Annotated in this window: 16 protein-coding genes and 1 pseudogene; 14 read left to right on the top strand and 3 right to left on the bottom strand. The window is 52.4% G+C overall.

The features are described 5' to 3' along the window. The first annotated feature begins 84 nt into the window (after nt 1–84). Nucleotides 85–978 (top strand): AEC family transporter, encoded by an 894-nt coding sequence (locus J4377_RS15045; protein WP_120386355.1) that lies wholly within the window; start codon nt 85–87, stop codon nt 976–978. A 23-nt stretch (nt 979–1,001) separates the two neighbouring features. On the opposite strand, the gene J4377_RS15040 is transcribed toward J4377_RS15045, so the two are convergent. Beyond that, nucleotides 1,002–1,358 (bottom strand): hypothetical protein, encoded by a 357-nt coding sequence (locus tag J4377_RS15040; RefSeq protein WP_253486054.1) that lies wholly within the window; start codon nt 1,356–1,358, stop codon nt 1,002–1,004. A gap of 228 nt (nt 1,359–1,586) precedes the next feature. On the opposite strand from J4377_RS15040, the gene J4377_RS15035 reads away from it, so the two are divergent. From J4377_RS15035 to J4377_RS15015, 5 genes are all read left to right on the top strand, one after another. Continuing rightward, nucleotides 1,587–3,212 carry a BCCT family transporter gene (locus tag J4377_RS15035; RefSeq protein WP_253486053.1) on the top strand — a complete coding sequence of 542 codons (1,626 nt, stop codon included), beginning with the start codon at nt 1,587–1,589 and terminating at the stop codon, nt 3,210–3,212. Nucleotides 3,213–3,259: 47 nt separating this feature from the next. Continuing rightward, the gene (locus J4377_RS15030) at nt 3,260–3,406 is read left to right on the top strand and encodes a hypothetical protein (RefSeq protein WP_167457105.1); all 147 of its coding nucleotides are present in this window, start codon (nt 3,260–3,262) and stop codon (nt 3,404–3,406) included. Between the two features lie 193 nt (nt 3,407–3,599). Then, the gene (locus tag J4377_RS15025; RefSeq protein ID WP_038478168.1) at nt 3,600–4,949 is read left to right on the top strand and encodes an MFS transporter; all 1,350 of its coding nucleotides are present in this window, start codon (nt 3,600–3,602) and stop codon (nt 4,947–4,949) included. A gap of 14 nt (nt 4,950–4,963) precedes the next feature. Next, nucleotides 4,964–5,479: a TIGR02281 family clan AA aspartic protease gene (locus J4377_RS15020; RefSeq protein WP_231658470.1), complete on the top strand. Its 516-nt coding sequence runs from the start codon at nt 4,964–4,966 to the stop codon at nt 5,477–5,479. A gap of 72 nt (nt 5,480–5,551) precedes the next feature. Continuing rightward, complete coding sequence (locus J4377_RS15015) at nt 5,552–5,731, top strand: PLDc N-terminal domain-containing protein (protein WP_038478161.1); 180 nt, start codon at nt 5,552–5,554, stop codon at nt 5,729–5,731. A gap of 117 nt (nt 5,732–5,848) precedes the next feature. On the opposite strand, the gene J4377_RS18870 is transcribed toward J4377_RS15015, so the two are convergent. Next, on the bottom strand, nt 5,849–5,971 hold the full coding sequence (locus tag J4377_RS18870; RefSeq protein WP_267900561.1) for a hypothetical protein: 123 nt from the start codon (nt 5,969–5,971) through the stop codon (nt 5,849–5,851). A gap of 228 nt (nt 5,972–6,199) precedes the next feature. On the opposite strand from J4377_RS18870, the pseudogene J4377_RS15010 reads away from it, so the two are divergent. Both J4377_RS15010 and J4377_RS15005 read left to right on the top strand, forming a co-directional pair. Next, nucleotides 6,200–6,861, top strand: a pseudogene (locus J4377_RS15010) (response regulator). 18 nt (nt 6,862–6,879) lie between these two features. Further along, entirely contained in the window at nt 6,880–8,475 is a 1,596-nt protein-coding gene (locus J4377_RS15005; RefSeq protein WP_253486052.1) for an ATP-binding protein, read from the top strand. Here the strand turns inward: J4377_RS15005 and J4377_RS15000 are convergent. Continuing rightward, the gene (locus J4377_RS15000; protein WP_038478154.1) at nt 8,438–9,376 is read right to left on the bottom strand and encodes a LysR family transcriptional regulator; all 939 of its coding nucleotides are present in this window, start codon (nt 9,374–9,376) and stop codon (nt 8,438–8,440) included. The two genes, J4377_RS15005 and J4377_RS15000, sit on opposite strands and share 38 nt — an antisense overlap. Before the next feature lie 99 nt (nt 9,377–9,475). Between J4377_RS15000 and metE the strand changes: the two genes are divergently transcribed. The 6 genes from metE to J4377_RS14970 all read left to right on the top strand — a co-directional run bounded on the left by metE (nt 9,476) and on the right by J4377_RS14970 (nt 19,508). Beyond that, on the top strand, nt 9,476–11,773 hold the full coding sequence (gene metE / locus J4377_RS14995) for a 5-methyltetrahydropteroyltriglutamate--homocysteine S-methyltransferase (RefSeq protein WP_253486051.1): 2,298 nt from the start codon (nt 9,476–9,478) through the stop codon (nt 11,771–11,773). Between the two features lie 730 nt (nt 11,774–12,503). Continuing rightward, nucleotides 12,504–12,833: a YtcA family lipoprotein gene (locus J4377_RS18920; protein WP_120386359.1), complete on the top strand. Its 330-nt coding sequence runs from the start codon at nt 12,504–12,506 to the stop codon at nt 12,831–12,833. Beyond that, entirely contained in the window at nt 12,830–13,933 is a 1,104-nt protein-coding gene (locus tag J4377_RS14985; protein WP_095604502.1) for a biotin/lipoyl-binding protein, read from the top strand. Before J4377_RS18920 ends, J4377_RS14985 begins: the two co-directional genes overlap by 4 nt. Beyond that, complete coding sequence (locus J4377_RS14980) at nt 13,926–15,731, top strand: FUSC family protein (RefSeq protein ID WP_120386360.1); 1,806 nt, start codon at nt 13,926–13,928, stop codon at nt 15,729–15,731. Before J4377_RS14985 ends, J4377_RS14980 begins: the two co-directional genes overlap by 8 nt. Further along, a complete protein-coding gene (locus J4377_RS14975) occupies nt 15,728–17,269 on the top strand; it encodes a TolC family protein (RefSeq protein WP_253486050.1) in 1,542 nt (513 codons plus the stop codon). The genes J4377_RS14980 and J4377_RS14975 overlap by 4 nt, the downstream gene beginning before the upstream one ends. Nucleotides 17,270–17,564: 295 nt before the next feature. Further along, nucleotides 17,565–19,508, top strand: a complete 1,944-nt coding sequence (locus J4377_RS14970) for an aspartate:alanine exchanger family transporter (RefSeq protein WP_253486049.1) — start codon at nt 17,565–17,567, stop codon at nt 19,506–19,508. Nucleotides 19,509–19,630: the final 122 nt, after the last annotated feature.

Genomic DNA, 19,630 nt, shown 5'->3' with positions numbered 1-19,630 from the left:
GGGAAGATAGCCTGATAACAATAAGGAAAAGCTCCCTATGCATGCAACAGTTTGTCTCTGCGCCCGCCGCTTGGCGGAGGGCGTATGATCGGTCATATTCTCGCAACGCTGTTACCCGTGTTCTTAATTGCTGGCTGTGGTGCGGTTTACGGGCGTTATCGAAACCCTGATATTCGCAGCCTTAACACGCTCAATATGGAGCTATTTGTTCCACTACTGGTATTTGCCGTGTTGGCTGATCGCCAAGCGCCTTTGGCGGACTATGCGTGGCTTGCCACTGCGGCGGTGGCCGTCGTGCTAGGGTCTGGTCTTGTGCTTTGGCCGGTTGCTAAATGGCTATCGCTGGACACAAAAGTGTTCTTGCCGCCGATGATGTTCAATAACTCTGGCAATATGGGGGTACCGCTACTGGTGCTCGCCTTTGGACCAGAGGCCCTGCCGGCTGCAGTGGTCGTGTTTATTGTTGAAATGCTGCTGCATTTCTCAGTAGGTCTTTATATGTTGGACCCGCGCACGTCACTTTGGCGACTGTTACGAATGCCCATCGTAGCTGCGAGCCTAGCAGGGCTAGTCATCAACGTTGGAAATGTACCGTTGCCGAGCTGGCTGTTAGAAGCAATGCACATGTTAGGGGGAATCTGTATTCCACTGATGCTCTTTGCATTAGGTGTTCGATTGCTGGAAATTGATTTTAATGACTGGCGAGCAGGCTTGTTGGGAGCGCTCCTCTGCCCACTTTCTGGCTTAGTGATCGCACTACCGCTCATGTGGTTACTACCATTGAATCCGCTACAGACAGCCGTGCTACTGGTATTTGCTGCACTGCCGCCTGCGGTATTGAACTACTTAGTGGCCGAGCAGTATAAACTTGCACCTCAGAAAGTCGCTTCGTTGGTGCTCATCGGCAATTTAGGGAGCTTAGTCGTTATGCCACTGACGTTAGCAGCAGCGTTCGCCTGGATTCAAGCGCCGCTTTAACAGCGGCGGTAGTCAGCAACTGATTAAGACCGGTGGTGGTCGTCTTTAACTTCGTAACTACCTTCTATTGCGTCGTGCTGGCTCGTAGAGGTATCCCTGTAAGCATAACCGCCACCAACATCCTGAGCGTTGTCAGCGCGCATCTGCTCCATGCGTTTTTTCATTTTATGGCGGACAAAGGGCATCATTGCCCAGCCAATGAGCAGGAAAAAAAGTCCGAGTACAGCACCGACGATCATCAGTGCACCAAACGCTAACCACGTCAGTAGCAGTTTAATACTGCCCATCAGGCCGGTCGGCTGGGTCTGGGCTGCCCGAGCACGCCACTGGTTAGCAGCTTGCCACGCGGCATTGCGTTGATCACGATTCATTTGCGGCATGAAAGCCTCCATCGTTCATATGCGTTCCATTGGAACACAGGCTGGGTATCAAGTTCCTGCTCAGAGTTAACATTTCTTCATTCTGGCCGTGAAGGAGTTTTGTACGAATATGTTAGGTTAAAAGTCATGCCGTTTAATGTTCAGTACAAGATCTGGATTTCAAAAAAACTGCATTTATCGGTACATTTTACGCTGTTACACACAATGCTCATTTAACAGGATGGTTATATGGCAAATCATGGCGGTAAGTCGGTATTTGTCGCCTCTGCGGTGATTATATTCGGCTTGGTTGTTATTGGCGCTGCATTCCCAGAAGGCTTTGGTAATGCAGCCCAAGCAGCGCTCACATCAATTACGGAACTGTTTGGCTGGTTCTACTTATTTTCAGTGTTTGGCTTTGTAGTTTTTCTGGTTGGCTTAGCATTGAGTAAGTATGGAAAAGTGCGCCTTGGCCCTCAGGACAGTACGCCCAGCTACAGTTTTTTCTCGTGGATTAGCATGCTGCTGGCGGCTGGGTTCGGCGTTGGGCTGGTGTTCTACGGTATGGCTGAACCAATGACGCACTATATCAACCCTCCCTATGGTGACGTGCCTGCTGAAACTGACGCTGCTGCGCGCTATGCAATCCAATACAGTTACTTTAACTGGGGCATCCACCAGTGGGCAGCATTTTCTGTTGTGGGCTTAATTATTGCCTACTTTCAATTTCGGAAAGGGCAAGCAGGGCTGGTGTCTTCAGTACTCTCTTCAGTGACGGCTAAGCATCCCCGAGTCCGTCCTTACGCATCATGGCTAGATGTTTTTGCTGTGGTCGCCACCGTTATGGGGGTTGCCACCTCGCTTGGCTTAGGTGTGCTGCAAATGAACGGTGGGCTTAATGCGGTGTTTGGTTTGCCGGAAAATGGCTTTTGGCAGTTTGTCATTCTGTTTGTCATGTTTTGTGCTTACATGGCATCGACATGGTCAGGCTTGGATAAAGGCATTAAGCGGTTATCAAACCTAAACATGATTTTATGTATTGGCTTGATGCTCTACGTATTAATCACCGGCCCTACTATTGCTATTTTAGAGACTATTACCCTGGGTCTTGGCGATTACCTGCAAAACTTTATCGGTATGAGCCTACGTATTTCGCCCTATAGCGATAATGAATGGGCGAGTAGCTGGACCATTTTTTATTGGGCATGGGTCATTGCCTGGTCGCCGTTTGTGGGTACCTTTGTGGCGCGTGTTTCCCGCGGCCGCACGATCAAAGAGTATGTCTTTGGTGTGTTGTTTGTGCCACCCCTATTAGCCTGTTTATGGATAGGTGTTTTTGGCGGTGCCGCGCTTAATTTGGAAATGTCGAGCAGTGATGCTGGATTGGCTACCGCCACTGAAGCCAATATTACCGTAGCGTTGTTTGAGATGTTCGAGCTGATGCCCTTTACCGGTGCATTATCGGTAGTTGCTATGTTGCTCATCTTCATTTTCCTGGTGACGTCGGCAGATTCTGCTTCCTACATCGTGGCGCAAATGACCGACAATGGCTCCATCAATCCGCCACTTTATAAGCGTATTATTTGGGGAGTATTGATCGCCGCCATTTGTTTAACACTGATTGTGGCGGGTGGACTTTCTGGCCTGCAGTCAGCGGCGGTGCTTTCGGCATTACCGTTTACCTTTATTTTGTATATGATGATTGTAGTGCTGGTTCGTGAGCTGCGTGCTGACCGTAAGGCGATGCTAACGCAGCTATATCGTCGCCACGGGGAAACGCCGGTTGGTGCTGATGCATTTGAAGCTGAGCAGTTAGGCGAGGAAGAACGCCTACGCCGTGCTCCAAGTGTCGTCAATCGCCGCATTAATAGTTAAATTATTCGCTGATTTATGGGGAATGCACACATGGATAAGGCGTGCTGATGGCCCGGCAAGGACACCACGGCGCCACGCGAAAACAGCCCAAAAGGGACGTTTTTGATCGCTGGCTGGATCGCCTCGTCACCATCGCTGTTATAACAGCGATGGTGGTGGGTATTGCGGCAGTGGTAGCGCACTGGTTGCTATGAATCAGAACGCCAAGGATGGCAAAAGCAATAATGTTCAGCGTGTCACGCTCGGCTATGCCGAGCGTTTGCTTTTTTAAGGTCCCGTCTGCGGTTAAGCCGCTTTACTGAATAATCACCTGCCCTATTATCGTCATGAATTAGCTGTCCTTAATAGGGTAATGACGCTACTACACACTTTTTTGAGAGAGCCTGCATGCTGCCTGCTAACCCCGCCAAGGTTGCTCCCACCTACGCATCGCGACGTGAAATATTTGGTTGGGCAATGTTTGACTTTGCCAACCAGGCTTACACCTTGCTCATCATCACGGTCGTGTTTGGAGAACTGTTCACGACGGTAATCGTAGGTGATCGAGGTGATGGCTTTCGCCTAGCGAATTTTTTGTGGAGTCTCGCGCTAGCGTTGAGCTATCTAATGGTCGTATTAACTGCCCCGCTCTGCGGTGCCGTAATGGATTATCGAGCAGAAAAAAAGCGCTTTTTATTGATCAGTTATCTCGCCACTGTGGCGACAACCGCCATGCTTTACTTTGTCGAGCCTGGTTACGTAGTCGCGGGACTGCTGTTAATTATACTTTCAAACTATGCTTACTCGATGGGCGAGTCGTTTATTGCCGCTTTTTTACCGGAGTTAGGCCCCCCTAATGCGCTGGGTAAAATTTCTGGGTTTGGCTGGGCGCTTGGCTATATTGGTGGCCTCTTTGCCGCTGGTTTTACGCTGATGGTGCTAGGGGAGGCGACCGCCGATAACTTTGAGCGCATACGTTGGGTAGGTCCTTTTGCGGCTGGCTTTTTCTTAGTAGCGGCGCTTCCCACCTTCCTATGGATGAAAGAGCGAGGTGTGCCTCAACCCCATGCTGTTTCCTATCGACGTATTGCTTTACAGCGTGTTCGCTCAACATTTACTGAGCTGCGCTACTTTAAAGACTTAACTGTCTTTTTAGTGTCGCTGTTATTCTCAATGGCAGGTGTCTACATCATTATTGCGTTTGCTTTTATTTATGGCGCTCAGGTGATTGGTTGGGATGAGAGCGTGCGCAATATTATGTTTATTATTGTTCAAATAACGGCAGCGGCAGGCGCATTGGGCTTTGGTTTTTTACAGGATAAATTGGGCGCCAAGCGCACGTATCAAATGACACTAGCGTTGTGGGTCATCGCTATTGTATCGATATGGGCGACGCCAGAGCTGACTGACTGGGTTAACAGCCATTACGCCGTGCAGTGGCAAGCACAGTACGTTTTTCTGGTGGTCGGCTGTCTGGCGGGTCTTAGTCTAGGGTCTAGCCAATCAGCTAGCCGAGCGCTGGTCGGCGTATTTTCACCACTGGAGAAGTCAGCTGAATTTTTTGGCTTCTGGGGGCTCGCCAACAAATTGGCAGGCGTATTCGGCATTGTCATGCTGGGCATTTTGCAAACGTTAATTGGTTTGCAAGCGTCTATCCTATTATGTGTAGCACTGTTTGTTATCGCGATGTTGATATGCGCTGGCGTGAATGAACAGCGTGGGCGTGATGCTGCACTTGCCTGGAAAAGGAGCGCTTAGTTCGGAGGTGGCGTATGAAAACCCTCGCTACGCAACGAGGTGGTATTGTCATAATGCTACTCTTTTGGGTGCTGCTATTGGCTGCTGGCACATGGCTGTTGGATGGTGGTTTCGAGAAGGTAATGACGCCGAATGCCCATGTGATGTACGCCTCCGCCGATGACGGACCTGTCAATTTGACGCGTAATCGTGCTGGCCATTTTGAAGCACCTGGGAAAATTAACGGGAAGCCGGTGACCTTTTTGTTAGATACCGGGGCGACTTATGTTGCAGTACCGCGCAATTTAGCTAGCGAGTTGGGGCTAAAGCCGGGACGCAGTGCTTGGTTTAACACCGCGAATGGTCGCGCAGAGGGCACGTTGACACAGCTAGATGAAGTTGTGTTAGGCAACATACGTATGAATGGCGTGCAAGGGTCTATAAGCCCTGGTATGGAAAACGATACCGTACTACTTGGCATGAGTTTTCTTAATTTATTGGTGATTGAAATACGTGGCGGGGAAATGATGCTGAGCCTGCCTGCGGAGTGAATGTTACTTGTCTGCATCGAAGCAGTGTGCTTAGCTAAAAATTCATGGAAGCAAACACGCTAAGGAGTAGTTATGGGTATTGAAGTAGGTGGACTGCTAGGGCTTATCTGGCTCATCATTGTTGTCTGGGCCATTGTTAAAGTTGCTAAGAGTTCAGCCGGTGGGCTGGCAAAGCTGTTATGGATCTTGGCACTATTATTTTTCCCGTTAGTTGGACTGATCGCGTGGTTTCTATTTGGCCCTAAAGGGTAGCGGGCAACACACTATTTCTAAAAAATAAAAGGCGGGCCACCTCTGTGGTCTGCCTTTTTAGTAATCTAGCGATCAGGTTACCTAAGCGTCGTGAAGCGGCTAATAGCGTGAACCGTTTTATTCTCTTGGTGGCGCTTTGTAATGCCCAGGAATCGTCAGCTTCTCTCCATTAGGCAGATCGCGCACTTGAGTGGGTACGTAAACGCGCTTGATAACACTTTTTGTTTTGCTGTTTCCCATAATGTCCTCCTTCTGCCAGATTATCGACAGTTAGCGAAGTCACATTAGCGTTTGGCGGTGCGAGAATCAAGGTGTCTAGCAGGCAAACCATTACATAGGGTATGGGGAAAGAAGTAAGGGGGCAGGCGTTTGAACGGTTTTGAGGTATCCTGGAAGATATTGCAACCTGCGGTTACATAGGGTGAGCGGGTGATAACACAAACTGCCTAAGCGGAGTGAATATAAAGGATGGTAGACCACTTGGAACAGCAATTTCAGGCGCTTGGGGCTCAAGACGCCGCCACACTTGGCTATCCCGATCAAGATCATGTGTTGATTATTGAAGATGACCAGCGCTTGGCAGAGCTGACCCGCGAATATCTGGAGGCAAATGGCTTTCAAGTGACGCTAGAGGCGGATGGTGCAAAAGGCGTGGATCGTATTTTAACACTTCAGCCTGACCTGGTGATTTTGGACTTAATGTTACCAGGCGAGGATGGTTTGGCTATCTGCCGTCGTGTTAGGCCCAACTTTGCTGGTCCTATCATGATGCTGACGGCCCGCACGGATGATCTTGACCAGGTGCTGGGTTTGGAAATGGGGGCCGATGATTATGTTCCAAAACCGGTTCAACCCCGCGTCCTATTAGCACGTATGCGTGCGTTACTTCGTCGTGCCGATGCACCAGCGCGGAGTTTGATCTGCTGTGGCTGTTGGCGAGCAACGCAGGGCGTGTATTAACCAGAGAAGAAATTTTTAATGAGCTGCGTGGCATTAAATACGATGGACAGGATCGTTCAATTGATGTGCGGGTCTCGCGTATTCGTCCCAAGGTAGGCGACGACCCTAACCAACCGCACCGGATAAAAACAGTGCGGAGCAAAGGCTATCTTTTTGTCAAAGACAGTTAACTAACAGAGGTTAACCGCATGCGGCGAGTGCTGGGCCACGGTTCTTTTTTAAGGTTTTATCTTCTGCTAGGGCTAGCACTATGCGTGGTATTTTTTATTGCATTGGGCGGGCGTTCTTTTATCGAGCAGATTCGTCGTGAAGATTATCGTGAACAGCTCGCCGCATTGCCTATGTCGCTAATGAAGCAGCAGTTAGCGTCAAGTCCGGTGGCTGAAAGAGAAGCCATGCTTGCTCGCTTCTCGGAACGGCTGGGTATGCAGCTCTCACTTAAGCGCATTGAGAGTGTGGGCCTTAACTACTTTGAACAAGCTCGTATTGAGCGAGGCACGGTATTAGTTGCCGAAGAGCCCTGGCGGTTACGGCAACGCATACCCAACGATGAGTGGATGCTGGAAGCAACGTTCGCCGTCTGGAGCGAGCGTCAGTGGCAGGGCAGCATGATACTACTCGGAGAGTGGCTTGCTAGCATGCCTCATGAGGCGAGGGCCGATGCCATCGCCTCGCTAGACGCGGGTAGCTGGCCACTTGTCCTGCTTTCAACGCCGCCCTCTGACCTTACTCCAGAACAGCAATTTCAACTCGCTCAGGGAGGCGTGCTGACTCGGCTAGTGTCGGATAAGCTCTCACTGATGCTGCTTTACCGGGTGCCTGGTGATAATCAGTGGTTGCAAGCGGGGCCGACCTCTCGTGGTGATACGCTGCCGGTTAATTTGCACCTACCTTTGTTGGTAGGCTTGATGGTGGTGCTTAGCCTGATTATTTACTTAATTATGCGCAGCATTGAAGCGCGTATGGCGCGTTTAGAGCTTGCTGCGACTAGAATCGCCAGCGGGCGCTTAGAAACCCGGGTGAAAGTGGAAAGCGGAGACTTTTTAGGTCGCCTGGGCATGGCATTCAATGGGATGGCGAATCAAGTTCAGAGCTTGCTAAGAGGCCAGCAAGAGATGATTCGCGCGGTCTCTCATGAATTACGCACGCCAGTTGCCCGTATACGGTTTGCGGTGCAAATGGTCGAAGATATGACCGACCAACCTGCGATTCGCCGTCAGCTTCAGGGTATTGATGCTGATATTTCTGAACTAGATGAATTGGTAGACGAAATTCTCACCTATGCCCGCTTGGGGGGGGAGTCGATCAATGGCGTTGAATTAGAAATGGCGTTGGTTGAGTGCCGAGCAATGGCTGAGCGAGTCATCGACACGCTGTCACCGTTGCACCAAAGCCTATCGTTAACGCTGGATGGTAGTGCTGAAGTTGAGCTGTACGCCGAACCCCGCTATTTACAACGAGCGTTGCAGAACCTTGTTAGCAATGCCTGTCGCTATGGCAAGTCGCAAGTAGTGATTCGCCTATGGGATGAGCCTCACCTTGTACGTATTGATATTGAGGATGATGGACCCGGCATACCACCCGAGGCGCGTAGTGATATCTTCAAGCCGTTTGCCAGGCTTGACGACAGTCGAGCACGTAGCTCTGGGGGCTACGGGCTAGGCTTATCCATTGTGCAAAAAATTATGGCAGGCCATGGCGGTAGCGTCACTGTTGATACCAGTCCTACATTGGGCGGCGCGCGCTTTACGCTGCTGATTCCTCGTCGCGAGTTGCCGGTTTAATACCTGACAGCACCGCAAATGACGTCTCTTTAGCGGTGCGCAAAAAATCCTGCATCCAAGGCGCTTCTATATTTTCCTCCCGAATGGCAGCATAAAGTGTGCTCCAAATGCCGTTCTCGCCCAGTTTTACGGCGCTAACGTAATCCCGCTCTAAATACTCGGTGAGTGCCCAGTTGGGTAGCGCGCAGACGCCTCTACCGCTGGCAACAAGCTGCATCATCATGATGGTCAGCTCTGCGGTGCGAATTTCCTGTGGTCGTACATTGGCGGGAGACAAAAACTGGGTAAACACATCTAGCCGAGAGTGTTCGACCGGATAGGTAATTAGCGTCTCCTCGGCTAACGCTTGTGGTTCGATAAATGGCCGGCCAGCAAAGGCATGCTGTCGAGCAACTGCCAGCAGTCCCTCATAACGAAACAGCGGCACGTAGTGAACCCCTTCCAGTGGCTGAGGGTCGGCGGTAATCACCAAGTCTAACTGCTCTCTAGCAAGTGCAGGGAGTGGATCGAAGTGGTGACCACTGGGGATATCAATTTCCACCTCTGGCCAATGGTCGCGAAAATAATCCACCGTTGGCATCAGCCACTGGAAACAGCTGTGGCACTCGATAGCCATATGTAATCGCCCCTGTTCGGTACCTGCCAAGCGAGCTAAGTCGCGCTCAGCTTTACGTACCTCGGGCAAAATCTCATCTGCCAGGGCCAATAGGCGAAGCCCCGCCCGAGTGAATTCTACTGGGCGCGTTTTACGTACAAACAGCGCGCTGTCAACGCGACCTTCCAAGTCTTTTAACTGATGGGAAAGTGCCGACTGCGTTAGGTGAACCCGCTCAGCAGCCTCCACTAAAGAGCCGGTTTCCCGGAGGGCGAGCAGCGTGCGCAGGTGGCGTAATTCAATCATTGTGAGTATTTTTCATGGTTAACATTAAAAACTTTAGTTTGATTCATCTTTGTGGGGTGAGCAGACTGTGCGAAATCATTCACGTTGAAAGGTTTCATCATGACAGTTTCTCATATTCTCGGCTATCCCCGTATTGGCGCTCAGCGCGAACTTAAAAAAGCCACCGAAGCCTATTGGAAAGGAGATATATCACGGGGAGACCTTGAAGCAACAGGGCAGGCGCTTAGGCTTTCTCATTGGCAGATCCAACAAAATGCAGGACTCGACTTTATCAGTGTTGGCGATTTTGCATTTTATGACCAGGTACTTAATGTTTCCGTCATGCTGGGAGCGGTGCCCGCGCGTTTTAATGCTCAGCACGAAGTTAGCGCAGGCAACGTTGATTTGGATACCGCGTTTCGCATGGCCCGTGGCCGTGCCCCTAGCGGGATCCCCGCAGTTGCTTGCGAAATGACCAAGTACTTTGATACTAACTATCACTACTTAGTGCCTGAGCTGCATGAGGGGCAGACGTTTACGCTAGCGTCTGACCGCTTATTTAATGAAGTAGATGAAGCTTTACAGGCAGGCTTTACGCCGAAAGTGACGCTAACCGGCCCGCTTACTTGGCTATGGCTGGGTAAGGCTAAAGGTAGTGAGTTTGACCGGCTGAGCCTGCTAGACAGTGTATTAGATGTGTATAGCGAAATTCTGGCACGCTTAGCCACTCAAGGTATTGAGTGGGTGCAGCTTGACGAGCCTGCTTTGGTGCAAGACTTGCCGTTGGCATGGCAGCAAGCGTATGAGCGCGCCTATCATCGCCTGCAATCGGCGCCGCTGAAGTTACTCGTTGCCACTTACTTTGGTGCGCTGGGTGATAACCTTTCGCTAACCACTCGCCTGCCAGTGGCTGGGTTGCATATTGATGCTGTGCGTGCGCCGGGCCAGGTAGAGAGCGTGATTGATCGTTTAAGCCCTCATCAAGTGCTTTCAATTGGCTTAGTCGATGGCCGTAATATTTGGCGTGCTGATTTGGCAGCCCTACGTGAGCGTTTGCTGCCCTTAAAAGTGCGTTTAGGGCAGCGGTTATGGCTGGCGCCCAGCTGTTCGTTGCTGCACGTGCCGGTAGACTTGTCCCAAGAAACCGAGCTAGATAGCGAGCTGGTGGGCTGGCTAGCATTTGCTCGGCAAAAACTAGATGAGGTGGTGACCCTCGCTCGGCTCATTGATAACCGAACAACGCCCATTGATGAGCAGCGGGTGAGCGAGGCAACATATGCTCTGGATAAGCGTCGGGAATCAACCCGAATTCATCAGCCTGCTGTCAGCTCACGTCTAGCAGCAATAACGCCTCAAGAGAGCCAGCGCCAATCACCTTATGCTGCCCGCGCAGCAACACAGCGCAGAGCGCTTGCGTTACCGCTGTTTCCCACCACCACCATTGGCTCTTTTCCACAAACAGATGAGATACGCGCTGCTCGTCGGGCATTTAAAGCCGGTGAACTGAGCCAAACGGATTATGAAGCCCGCATGCGTGAAGAAATTGCCTTCGTCGTAGAGCGCCAGCAAGCACTAGGGCTTGATGTGCCTGTCCATGGTGAGGCTGAACGTAATGACATGGTGGAGTACTTTGGTGAGCAGTTAGAAGGCTTTGCCTTTACGCGCTTTGGCTGGGTACAAAGTTATGGCTCTCGTTGTGTGAAACCACCGATTATTTTTGGTGATGTCACCCGACCAGTACCAATGACAGTGAAGTGGAGCGAATATGCCCAATCGCTCACGGATAAGCCCATGAAAGGCATGCTGACAGGGCCAGTGACGATTTTGCAGTGGTCGTTTGTGCGTGATGATCAACCTCGCGCAACCACCTGCCGCCAGATCGCCCTGGCGCTGCGTGACGAAGTATTGGATTTGGAAAAAGCCGGTATTCGGATCATTCAAATTGACGAGCCTGCGCTACGTGAAGGCTTACCGCTGCGCCAGCACGAGTGGCAAGACTATTTAGCTTGGGCGGTGGAAAGCTTCCAGCTAAGCGCTGCTGGCGTTAAAGATAGCACCCAAATTCATACCCATATGTGCTATTCGGAGTTTAACGACATCATTGGTGCCATTGCTGCCCTAGACGCGGATGTGATTACTATTGAAACCTCACGCTCCGATATGGAGTTGCTGGACGCTTTCCAGGATTTTGCATACCCGAACGAAATTGGGCCAGGGGTTTATGATATCCACACACCCAACATTCCGGATGTTGCTTGGATGGTGGCGCTGATGGAAAAAGCGCTAGAGAAAATCCCTGCCGAGCGTCTGTGGGTGAACCCAGATTGTGGTCTGAAAACCCGTGGCTGGGCAGAAGTGGAGCCTGCGTTGGCGAATATGGTGGAAGCTGCCAATCAACTGCGTCAGCGTTATGGGTAAAACAAGAGTAATAAAAAGATAGGGGCTATATTAATTGGCCGCTCACTAGAGATGTCTGTGTTGGCACTATCTAACGCAGGCCTCTCTATCTAATTTAGACCCCTCTAGAGTTTTTAAATTAAGCCTCGTTGTGTAATGAACTGCCCTTTAATAGCAGGGTGGTTTGCTCAGTTGATGCTCAAGGCCTGCGTCCATGGCACAGGACTCAGGCTTTTTAGTTTATTGATGCACTCAAAGTGGTAATAAAAGATGTAATCCCCAGCCCTTGCTGCAACTACTCGCTATTCTCTTATTAAGCTCTGCTGTTGAACCTTAAAGGTTGACAGTTACATATGGTTTCGTGTCAGGTTCAAGGACTCAGGGGATTTTATATTATAAGATAAGCATCTATTATCGCCGCTGGTGAGCTAATCGAAAACTCGATCGCTTCCAAATAACAAAAGGGAACATGCGATATGGGAGCTGGATTTTGGAAAGGTCTAGCGAGCATCAAAAGCGACCGATTTTGCTTACACTCGCTGGCGCCTATTGGAGTGGAGCCAAAAAAGGGTGGCTTCAACTCCGCCACTGTGACCGGTACTTTACTCGTTGACATTCTGTTCGGCACAAACATCTTGCCGCAGATCTGGTTAATCGTTTTTATCTTTCTTTTATTCGCCATTGGCCGTTCGGTGCAGGCTATAGTCCGAGGCTACGTTCAGGAATATCAAACATCTAAAGAGGTGAGGCAATGATTCTGGCTGCTTTCGGCCGCAGGCTCTTGAAGGGTGGGGAAGGTTGCTCGCTTCTTCCTAGGTTAGCAACCTTTCTGACACCAATGATACTTGCGGGGTGCTCTATGCATGCTCATTCGCCAACAATGTCCCTGTACGGATCGTTCTTCCCAGTCTGGCTGATTGCAGCCCTGCTCGGTGTTATTTGCTCGGTCATCCTACGGCTGCTGTTCATTCGAGTTGGGCTGCACGCGCACCTACCGATGTCGCCGTTGACCTATCTTAGCGCAGCAATTTTTAGCGGTATCATGATCTGGGCGCTCTGGACTGGAGCACTGACAATATGAGTAACCAGAACGATAAAAGTAACCCGAGCGATATGAATAACCCGAAAGACATACCGGTTCAACGCGAACCGGGTATGCGGATATTTGTCGCGCGGGCGATTGGCTTCGCGCTGATTGCTAGTGCCATTGTTGCTATCGTCTTTGCGGCCATGCAGCGTGGCACCAACTTGCGTACTGACCATGCTGCGGTGAGTGCCACGATCGTGCCAATATCGACCAACGTGCCGGGGCCTGTCGTAGAGGTGTTTGTCGAGGATAACGTCTTCGTGGAAGCTGGAGATTTACTGTTTCGTATTGATCCAGAGCCTTATGAGCTTCGTGTGGAACAGGCGCGCGCGATGCTACGCACTGCAGAAGCCGAACTCGAGACGGGTGGGCGTTTGCTCTCCGTCCAGCAGACCAATGCTGAGATTGCTAGTCGTCAGATTGATCGCGCCCGCAATCACGTTGACCTCACCCGTCAGTCGCTTCAGCGACTTGAAAACCTGCTACCACGTGGCATGGTGACCGCCCAGCAAGTTGATACTGCGCGCACGGTCCACGGGGATGCTTTGATCTCGCTCGACGAGTCATTAAGTCAGCAACTGGCGGCGCAAACGATGATAGGGACCCTCGATGCCCCTGAGTCCCAAGTGGATCTAGCACGAACCAATCTGGCGCTGGCCGAACGCGAATTACGAAGGACCGAAGTGCGAGCCCCCATCTCGGGCCGCATCACTGGGCTTGACCTAGGTGTTGGTACGTATGTGGTGACCGGTGTTTCGCTGTTCTCGCTCATCGATACCGAAGACTGGGTGGTCACGGCCCTGTTTCGTGAAACCGAATTACCACGCATCCGGGTCGGTGCGCCCGTCGATGTCTTTGTAATGTCGGCGCCGACGCAGCGGCTGAGTGGTCGTATCCAGAGCCTTGGCTACGGGGTTCGAACCACTGATACTATCAGTGTTCTCGGGCTACCGATTATAGATAGCTCAGTAGACTGGGTTCGGGTCGCGCAGCGCTTCCCTGTGACCATCCGTCTCGAAGAGCCACCCGAAGAGCTTATGCGCGTTGGTGCCTCCGCTTCCGTCATTATCCATTCGGCTGAAGAGCATGAGTAGCCACGCCAGCATGTTGCGGGCAGTTATCAACGACCTGCGCCCCTATGATGGGCGTTTGGAGATGACGCTGCACATTGCTTTGCTGTGCGGACTGACAGCGGTTGTTGCAATGACCCTGCAGGTGCCATTGGCGTTGCTCTCCTGCTATCTGATTTTCCTGATGTATCGAGACAATGCGGGCGAGAACATCGGCATTGGTGTCGGCCTGATCCTTGCGGCGACCGTCATCATAGCTTTGAGCATCCTGCTTATGATGTTCGTTGCCGATGCGCCTGCATTGCGGTTAGCGATGATGGGCGCGGTCACTTTCGGCTTTATGTGGCTGGCTCGGGCTAGCAAGCTTGGTGAACCCGCCGGCCTACTAGGGTTCATTATCGTATTTATCCTGACGTTCTACGACTACATCTCTATGCCAGAATTGGTGCTGCGTGGCTTGGCCTGGGTATGGATGGTGGTCTTCGTGCCGATGGTACTGCTGGTGGCTCTTAACGTGTTTGTTGGCCGCAGCCCACTGCGATTGGTGCGTGAGCGAGTGCGCGAACGGCTACACGAGACTGCGCGCCTCTCCGAAGGAGGAGATCCTACCCCGACCGACCGATTACTACGGGAAGGCAACGAAGTGGCGGAAAAGCATGCTGGTATGGCACGCCTGCTTGCTCTGGTGTCGAAAGAGGAACACGACCGACTCGTCGCGGAGCTAGCGGCGAGCTTCAATTTGCTCGCTACAGCCCAGGCGGCGACTGCCGCAGGCCGACCCGAACCCGAACTGGCTCCCTTGCTGCGCCGGTTGGCTGAAGAGGGCTCGTCGCCGCCCTTGCCTGAGGGTGGTGGTTTAGTTGCCGACGCCGTCCGTACTTTTGTTGCCGCCCGAAATGTCGCTACTGTAACTGTACCAACATCATCTGAGGCTAAGAGTGGATTTTTGAAGCCAGATGCTTTCGAGAATCCTATTTATATCCAGTTTGCGCTCAAGGTGTTGCTTGCTGTCTTTCTGACCTATGCCTTGTATACAAGCATCGGGTTGTTTGAGATCCACACGGCGATGGTCACCTGTTTTGTGGTAGCGCTGGGAACCTCCGGCGAAACGTTCCATAAGAGCATCTTGCGTATCATTGGCTGCCTGATTGGGGCAGCGATGGGAGCCTTCGCCGTTGTCTTCGTGATGCCACACTTGGATGATCCGGGGCACCTTTTCCTGCTCATCGCCGCGGGTAGCCTGATAGCTGGTTGGGTAGCGACGGGGTCGTACCGAGTGCAGTATGCTGGCTTTCAGATGGCACTCGCCTTTTTCATCTGCGTGCTGCCCGGATCACCACTGGACTTTGGACCGAACTACAATCTCTCAGACGCGGGCTATCGCGTACTTGGCATTCTCGTGGGCATCGGCATCATGGGGCTGGTGTTTTCGTTGGTCTGGCCGGAGAGTGCAAAAGATACCCGTGATAGCGAGGTCGACGCCGCGCTTGTGGTAATGGCCGAGGTACTACGCGGCGAGGATCGTCTTGATGACATGTACCGACATATTGGTGCTGCACACCATGCTCAGGAAGTTATGCGATTCGAGTGGGCTGGGCCAATTGCCAGGGAACAGGGCGAAGGTGTCCGGCGACTTGCGGCAATCGATGAATTAGCACGACTATTGCCATTGATTAGCGTGAAGAATGCAGCTCCACTCGCGGCCGCTTTAGAGGCAACCACTGAACACACGTCGGCAGTTTTAGATTTAAATGATGCAGGTGATAACGTCTACAAACGCGCACGAGTTCTGGTAGGGATACTAACAGGGGAAAGTGAATGAGAGTTGAACTTCATCGAATAGTGCTTGCCGCGATCTGTGCTGCGACAGCGGGCTGCGCACAGCATCCACCCCATGCAACATCACCCGACGCCTCGACACCCCTGGGGTTGGCGCAAACGGCAACCGGTGCCATGGATTTTTCCCTACCCGCCGATCTATCGCGGGCAGATGATCAGGTATCCACCCTCGTCAGTCAGCAGCTCACGGACGAACTGTCTGTCGCTATCGACTCGGAGCGAATTTACACCTTACCGGAGCTGATCGACATCGCCCAGCGTACCAAGCCCGCTACCCGCGCTGCTTGGCTGCGTGCCCGTGAAGCGGCTCTTGCCGTGAATGTTGTCGAGGCCTCCTATTTGCCACAGCTGTCAGCCAATGTGCTAGCGGGTTACGAAACGGTATCACGTCCCGAACAGGCAATTCCCGAGCTTGGAATCGGAACAGGGCGTCTGACAGCGACAGGTTACCATGTGATACCTAACCTTACCGTAGAATGGCTGCTGTTCGACTTCGGTGCGCGAGATGCCGCTATGGAGATTGCTGAGCAGGTAGCCATCGGTGGCAATATCGCTTTCCACGGTGCCCACCAAAGGGTCATCTTCGAAGTCAGCGAGGCCTATTTTCAATACTCTGCAGCACGTGCGGAAACACGCATCGACCGAGAGCGGGTGGAGGACGCCCGAACTTTGCGCAGAGTTGCTGAAGGCAGACTTCGAGAAGGCTTGGCTATTAGGGCTGAAGTCGCCCAGGCACGACAGATCGAGGCTCGAGCCCAGTTCGATTTGACGCTGGCCGAGAGTCGAGAGGAAAACAAGCGGACGGCGTTGATGCACGCCATGGGCCTCTCACCAGCAACCACAATAGGGGTAGCGGAGCTCTCAGATAGGCAACTGCCGGAAGAGGTGCCTATGCCGCTCGACGAGCTGATCGAGAAATCACTGGCTCAGCGGCCCGATATTCAGGCAGCGTTGGCTCGGGTCCGAGCAGCCCGTTCAGAAGTGAACCTAGTGGCAGCGTCATCTAGGCCAAAGATCGCGGCGGTGGCTGAAGTTGGGCGAGCAATTGGGGGAGTGAGCCTCAGTGATAGTCGCTTCGACGGGAGTGCCTCAATGAATAGGACGCTTGACGAGGCCGTAGCTGGCATTGTTTTCACCATGCCCCTTTTTGACGGCGGACTACGCCAGACTCAGAAGCGGCAGGCCCGCATGCAGGCTGAAGCTGCTGAACAGGATCTTCTTGAGATCCGCAATTTGGCTGCACAGGAGATCGTTGAAGCCTACAGTCTGCTGCACAGCAGCCTAGCTGCCTACACGGCCTCCGGTCCACTGCTTGAGGCTGGGCGAGAAACCTATGAAACTGCGCTTGGACTTTACGAAAATGGCCTCGCGTCGCTGTCTGAAGTCAGTCAGTCAAAAATCGGTCTAAACGACGTCCGTTTAATCCATGAGCAAGCCTTTGCCGACACCTTCGCTGCCGCGACAGCTCTTGCCTTTGCGACCGGTCGTCTCACTAACAGCGATGTTCCGGCCGGATTGTGACGTGAATCAAATGCAACGGCGCCCACCCGCCTTGTACTTTCATCTATGCCTTCATCTCAGGCAATAGAGGTCGATACGGATGACCTCATATCTATCATGCCAAAAATAAAAAAATTCATCGGTAAAGGCATAATAGCTGTACGCCATGACAACACCCATTGCACTAACGCCGAAAGTGGCAGTTTCATCATATCGAGATGATTGTCTGTAGAACCTAATATGTTGACAGGTTTGTAGCAGTGTGATTAGTTGACCGAAGCCTAAGGTGAGTTTGTTTCAAGAGCGAGGGAGCGACATGCGCAACTCTTCTTTTTTGCTAAGTACCTCAATAAGCGCCAGATTTAGTGTGCTTTTGGTCGCTGGACTACTCGCCTTAGGCATTGCCACGCACGCGCAAGCTGAGGGAGCAGGAACAGCAGAGAGCGGAACCCTACGAACCTTTGAGCAGGCGAGTGAGCGGGCCCTCGGCAGTGTCTTCGAATTCATCGAGCCGGTGACGGAGCGTGGTATCGAAGGTGTCTTTGCCTTCCTTGACGCGCAGCAATGGGTATTTATTTTGCTTGCGCTTGCCATCGGATATCCTCTCGGGCGACTCAAGTTCGGTCCTATTTCTCTTGGTTCAACTGCCAGCACGCTACTTGTCGCCGTCGTGATCTCGATGACGGCGCAAATCGCTTTTAATATGACTTATGCGATCCCGGGCATCGTCGCGACCATCTTCCTGTCGCTCTTCATGTATGCACTGGGGCTCGGGGTAGGCCCCAAATTCTTTGCTGGTCTGAAATCCGGTGGTTTGGCGGCGATTGTTTGCGGGGTGATTATCTGGGCACTGAACTGGGTGATTTGCGTTGGCGGCGCGCATCTTGTCGGGCTTGAATCAGGCTTTGCGGCTGGCCTGATTTCGGGCAGTTACACGATTACAGCCGTCCTTGGTGTCGCGGAATCAGCCGTGCAAAGCGGCTCGGCAACGGTACCTCCGGGCATGACCGCCGATGAGATTGGGGCCAATATGGCGGCGGGCTATGCCGTCAGCTATATCTTGTCGAGCGTCGGAATCATCTTGCTAATGCGCTATCTGCCCGCGATGTTTGGGCACGACCCTGCCGCAGATGCGAAAAAGGCTGAAGACGCCTTTGCTGGTTCAGGCACCCATCCGCTTCCGGGCACACCGCATGCGTTCCTGCTCGGCTACATGCCGTTTGACATTCGCGCCTATAAGGTCGAGAACGAAAACCTAGTCGGAAAGAGCGTTAATGAGCTTTTTGAGGCCCATCCTCAGGCCCCAATTCTTCGTGTAGAGCGTGATGGTCAGGTAATCGATGCGCTCAATAACCCGACAATTCGCAAAGGCGACATCGTAACTGTGCGCGCAGATGTGCACGACATGATCCTGCACGGTAACGAGGTCGGTCCAGAGGTAGACGATCCAGTTGCTCGTGACATAACCATTGAGTCTGCAGATATCGCAGTATCGTCCTCCGAGATTGCTGGCAAGACTATTGCGGAGCTTGCAAGGACCTCACTGGCCTATGGTCTTCGTCTGATCGCGATTTTTCGGGCGGGGCAAGAGATTCCTATCGGGCCGCAAACCGATATTCGCGTGGGTGATGTAGTGCGCCTTACCGGGCCAGACAGTTGTATCGAACGGGCGGGAAAGGCCCTGGGCAGCAGGGTTATTACAGAGCAGACCCTTGCGACGACTGAAGTCATGTATATGGCGATCGCCATGGTAGTCGGCTTCATCGCAGGGACGTTGAGTGTCACGATCGCAGGCATTCCCTTCGCACTCGGCACTTCGGCTGGCTGCCTACTTGCCGGTATCATCGTTGCATATTTACGTAGTCGCAACCCGCAATTTGGCGGGCCGGTATCTGAAGGTGCGCGCAGTTTTTTGCAGGATATCGGCCTTAATGTATTCGTCGCCGTGCTGGGCGCGAATACTGGGCCGAAAATAATTTCGGCGCTAGGCGGCGACACGGTCATCTGGCTCGCCCTGATAGGTACCATAGCGGCCCTTCTGCCGGTAGTGGTAGCCTTTTTCGTTGCTGACAAATTCTTCAAACTGAACTCTGTGATCAACGCAGGCGCATGCGCGGGCGGGCGCAACTCGACGCCAAGCTTGAATGCGGTGCTTGAACAGTCTAAAAGCCAAGTGGCTGCGGTGCCTTTCCCTGTATCCTACGCCATAACGACGGTGCTTGCCCTTGTCGGTGGCTACATCGCGCAGATCTTGTCTTGACATGTCTACTATACGTAATTCGCGGGAACGGCCGAGACAACCGAGCTATCCGTGCGGATAGTGGCTCATCTCATGAACTATGTTGACTGCCTCGCAGCATCACTCTCGATTATCCCGGCTAA

It is taken from the genome of Halomonas sp. XH26, assembly GCF_024138895.1.
In the GTDB taxonomy this organism is placed as follows: domain Bacteria; phylum Pseudomonadota; class Gammaproteobacteria; order Pseudomonadales; family Halomonadaceae; genus Vreelandella; species Vreelandella alkaliphila.
The sequence above is the reverse complement of the archived record's forward strand: the minus strand, read 5'-3'. Positions and strand labels throughout refer to the sequence as shown.

What these genes read in the sequence shown, in the direction of transcription:
- J4377_RS15015 (WP_038478161.1), top strand. Translation starts at nt 5,552, where the DNA reads ATGGGTATTGAAGTAGGTGGACTGCTAGGGCTTATCTGGCTCATCATT.
- metE (WP_253486051.1), top strand. Translation starts at nt 9,476, where the DNA reads ATGACAGTTTCTCATATTCTCGGCTATCCCCGTATTGGCGCTCAGCGC.
- J4377_RS14980 (WP_120386360.1), top strand. Translation starts at nt 13,926, where the DNA reads ATGAGTAGCCACGCCAGCATGTTGCGGGCAGTTATCAACGACCTGCGC.
- J4377_RS15030 (WP_167457105.1), top strand. Translation starts at nt 3,260, where the DNA reads ATGGCCCGGCAAGGACACCACGGCGCCACGCGAAAACAGCCCAAAAGG.
- J4377_RS15040 (WP_253486054.1), bottom strand. Translation starts at nt 1,358, where the DNA reads ATGCCGCAAATGAATCGTGATCAACGCAATGCCGCGTGGCAAGCTGCT.
- J4377_RS15020 (WP_231658470.1), top strand. Translation starts at nt 4,964, where the DNA reads ATGAAAACCCTCGCTACGCAACGAGGTGGTATTGTCATAATGCTACTC.
- J4377_RS15000 (WP_038478154.1), bottom strand. Translation starts at nt 9,376, where the DNA reads ATGATTGAATTACGCCACCTGCGCACGCTGCTCGCCCTCCGGGAAACC.
- J4377_RS15045 (WP_120386355.1), top strand. Translation starts at nt 85, where the DNA reads ATGATCGGTCATATTCTCGCAACGCTGTTACCCGTGTTCTTAATTGCT.
- J4377_RS15035 (WP_253486053.1), top strand. Translation starts at nt 1,587, where the DNA reads ATGGCAAATCATGGCGGTAAGTCGGTATTTGTCGCCTCTGCGGTGATT.
- J4377_RS18920 (WP_120386359.1), top strand. Translation starts at nt 12,504, where the DNA reads ATGATTCTGGCTGCTTTCGGCCGCAGGCTCTTGAAGGGTGGGGAAGGT.
- J4377_RS15025 (WP_038478168.1), top strand. Translation starts at nt 3,600, where the DNA reads ATGCTGCCTGCTAACCCCGCCAAGGTTGCTCCCACCTACGCATCGCGA.
- J4377_RS18870 (WP_267900561.1), bottom strand. Translation starts at nt 5,971, where the DNA reads ATGGGAAACAGCAAAACAAAAAGTGTTATCAAGCGCGTTTACGTACCC.
- J4377_RS14975 (WP_253486050.1), top strand. Translation starts at nt 15,728, where the DNA reads ATGAGAGTTGAACTTCATCGAATAGTGCTTGCCGCGATCTGTGCTGCG.
- J4377_RS15005 (WP_253486052.1), top strand. Translation starts at nt 6,880, where the DNA reads ATGCGGCGAGTGCTGGGCCACGGTTCTTTTTTAAGGTTTTATCTTCTG.
- J4377_RS14985 (WP_095604502.1), top strand. Translation starts at nt 12,830, where the DNA reads ATGAGTAACCAGAACGATAAAAGTAACCCGAGCGATATGAATAACCCG.
- J4377_RS14970 (WP_253486049.1), top strand. Translation starts at nt 17,565, where the DNA reads ATGCGCAACTCTTCTTTTTTGCTAAGTACCTCAATAAGCGCCAGATTT.